3 protein-coding genes are annotated in these 3,515 nt (G+C 37.3%); all 3 read right to left on the reverse strand.

Going from position 1 to position 3,515, the window contains the following annotated elements:
• Window positions 1-1,032 (reverse strand): RodZ domain-containing protein (locus AABE15_RS08860; RefSeq protein WP_338330936.1); only part of this gene is annotated, 1,032 nt, incomplete at its 3' end.
• Window positions 1,033-1,052: 20 nt separating this feature from the next.
• Window positions 1,053-2,117 carry a nitronate monooxygenase gene (locus AABE15_RS08865; RefSeq protein WP_338330937.1) on the reverse strand — a complete coding sequence of 355 codons (1,065 nt, stop codon included), beginning with the start codon at window positions 2,115-2,117 and terminating at the stop codon, window positions 1,053-1,055.
• Window positions 2,117-3,370: an aspartate kinase gene (locus AABE15_RS08870; RefSeq protein WP_338330938.1), complete on the reverse strand. Its 1,254-nt coding sequence runs from the start codon at window positions 3,368-3,370 to the stop codon at window positions 2,117-2,119. The genes AABE15_RS08865 and AABE15_RS08870 overlap by 1 nt, the downstream gene beginning before the upstream one ends.
• Between the last annotated feature and the right edge of the window lie 145 nt (window positions 3,371-3,515).

Here is a 3,515-nt window from a genome sequence, read left to right on the forward strand (position 1 = left end):
CATTAATACAGTCTGGTGTGAAAAAAGATGATCACTCAACAACTTATCAATACTATTTTTATCTATTTTAAAATTTCTTAATACTTTTCCAGGTTGACCTAAAGGTTGAGATATCCTTTCTCCATTTACCAACACTATGGCACTTGGATTTCCAATAGTCACGATAAGTTCTGGATTATCTTTGGGAAATACCCATTCCTCATCAGCTTTCATTATTTTCTGAAATAAAAGGCGATGCTGCGCATCTTTAATTGCAACCCAGCTTGGAGCAAATGCCTTAAGTTTAATTTCATTTTTCACAGTCTCGTTATTAACATCCTCGTGTTTTTTCACATTTTCTGACTGTGCATTATCAAAAGAATTTTTATCTACAGAATTTACTGTAGAATCTGCTTGTTTTAGACTTTGTGGAGTAAAAATTGGTTTTGATAATGGTGCTTTGGCTTCAACTTGGGTTTCAACTTTTTTTAAATCTATATTCTTTTCTACCGATGGATTATTAGAAGAAAGAGAAACTGGTAATGATTGTTCATTGGACATTACGGATGCAATTTGAGGAGACATTACCGTTTTATTTTGATCAACATGTTTCGTAGGCACAAGAGGTATTGACTCCTCTGGAACTTTATGATGATCTGACATTTTATACCAACCAATATAAACCCCAATAACCAAAAGCAAACTAAAAAAAACCATAACCCCTGCGGGAACACCACTTTGCGGAACAGGGGCAGGGAACATAAGTTTTGGTTGATTATGGTTTTTTTGATTTTCTTCTCGAAAGCGCCTAACCAATTCATCAGCATCCAATTCCATAAATTCTGCATACGCACGCAAAAAACCTGAAGCATAGGCACCGCTGGGCAATTTATCGATTTGTCCTGCCTCAATTGCTTCTAAGAAACTCTGCCGAATGCATAAACGTCTTGAAATTTCTTCAAGACTAAGCCCTAATTCTATTCGACGGTTTTTTATTGCTTCTCCAACAAAATTACTGTCTATGCCAGATTGCAGTCGATTTGCTTCGCTCATGCCTGATAAACCTATGTGTGTTAATCACTTAAACGTTTGTATCTAGCTACTAAAGCACTCTCCGCTTGTTTGACCAATATCTCAATTATTTCTTTCACAGGCAAGATTTGTTTTACCATACCTACCGATTGCCCAGCCATAACTGACCCGTTTTCGACATCTCCATCTTTGACCGCTTTTCTTAACGCTCCGGCCCAAAAATGTTCAATACTTAATTGAGCTTCTTCTTTAGATATTTCATTATTATTAAAACGCTTAATAACAGCCGCTTGATGACTCATAAATGCTTTGGTTGCTTTGTTGGATAAGGCTCTAACAGGAATAACAGGGAAAGCCTCATCAATTTGCAAGGATACAACCGCATCGCGTGCAGATGCATAAATAAATGATTTTTTAAAATTTTCATGAGCTTGACTTTCCAAGCATGCAGCAAATGATGTACCAAGTTGTGCGCCTGAAGCTCCTAACTCTAGATAAGAAAGAATAGCCTCACCTCGTCCCAGTCCACCTGCTACAAAAACAGGAACTTCTTTAATCACAGGTAGAATTTCTTGAGCTAAAACGGTCAACGATACAGGACCGATATGCCCCCCTGCTTCAGTTCCCTCAATGACCAAAGCATCTACTCCAAATTTAATCAAACGTTTTGCTAATACCAAAGCAGGTGCAAAAGCAATAACTTTTGATCCTCCATCTTTTATTCGTTTAATCGAAGATCCTGTAGGAATACCACCTGCCAGTACAATATGATTAATTTTTAAATTTAAACATACCTCAATAAGCTCATCTATTTTCGGATGCATTGTTATAAGATTGACGCCAAAGGGTTTATTTGTCAAAGCCTGCGTAGCAACAATCTCTTTTTCTAACAAATAAGGCTCCATCGCCCCACACGCTAATACACCGAATCCTCCAGCATTCGAAATAGCAGAAACTAAATTTCTCTCACTAACCCAAGACATCGCCCCGCCAAGTATCGCAAAACGACTACCCAGAAAATCAATCCCCCGCTTCCATAAACAAAATAATTCTTCTTGCGCACGACGTTGAAAATCAGAATGGAATGCTATTGATTTATTATTCATTATGTATAATCCAATCCATAAGCAGTATGAAGGGCTCTCATAGCAAGTTCCATATATTCAGAGGCAATCAATACGGAAACTTTTATTTCGCTGGTTGAAATGGCTTGAATATTAATAGAACGATCCGCTAAAGTTTTGAACATCGTATTTGCTACACCTGTATGAGAACGCATACCAATACCCACCACACTTATTTTTACAACCTCGTTATCGGTAAGCACTTGTGTAAAGCCAATGGTTTGCTTGTTTTGTTCCAATATTTGCTGAGTTCTTTTTAAATCCGTTTTAGGTACTGTAAACGTCATATTGGTTATTTGATCCGTAGCCCCACTCTGGGCAATCATATCCACGTTAACATTTTCTTCTGCCAACGGGCGAAAGATCGAAGCGGCGATTCCAGGTTGATCAGGTAAACCCTTTATAATTACTTTTGCTTCATTCATCGAATAGGCTATGCCTGTAACTTGTTCTTTTTCCACTATTTCTTCTTCACTTACAACCAAAGAACCGGGTAACGCATTTTCCATAGGGGCTTGATCCTCCTTGAAACTGGAAAGTACTTGTACTCTGACTTTTTCTTTCATAGCCAACTCAACACTACGAGTTTGCAAAACCTTTGCACCTCCAGAAGCAAGTTCAAGCATTTCTTCATAAGCAATACTTTTAATATGTTTTGCTTTATTAACGATTCTTGGATCCGTTGTGTAAATACCATCAACATCTGTATATATATCGCAACGAATTGCTTTTATACTTGCAGCAATTGCTACCGCAGAAGTATCTGACCCCCCTCTCCCAAGCGTTGTCACTTTACCAGTTTCATCAATTCCTTGAAAACCTGCAATGACAGGAACTATACCCGATTGCATACATTCAATAATCTTTAACGCATCAATCTTTTTAATTCTTGCATTTGAATAAACACTATCTGTTAACAAAGGTATTTGCCAACCTGACCAAGAACGAGAAGGAACACCTATGGTTTGAAGTGCTATAGCCAAGAGCCCACTTGTTACTTGTTCACCTGTTGAAACAATAGAGTCGTACTCACTTCGATCGAAAAGAGGATTCAATGCCTCACAATAACCGACAAGTTGATTGGTTACACCAGACATGGCTGAAACAACAACGGTAACTTCACAACCTGCTTCAACCTGTTTTTTTATAGTGTAAGCTACTTTACGTATTCTGCCTAAATCAGCAACTGAAGTTCCACCAAATTTCATTACTATTCGTGGAAGATTACGAGGCATAAAAATAAAAACTCCGTCAAGATTAAATTTTACTGTTATTTTTTAATGAACAAATAAATAAATTCTTTATATTAATGGTTACTATAGTTATACACATACCATTTGATAATTATGAATCACTCACAGGCTCTGATCTAAATGTGTC

It is taken from the genome of Commensalibacter sp. Nvir (assembly GCF_963921845.1).
Lineage (GTDB): Bacteria > Pseudomonadota > Alphaproteobacteria > Acetobacterales > Acetobacteraceae > Commensalibacter.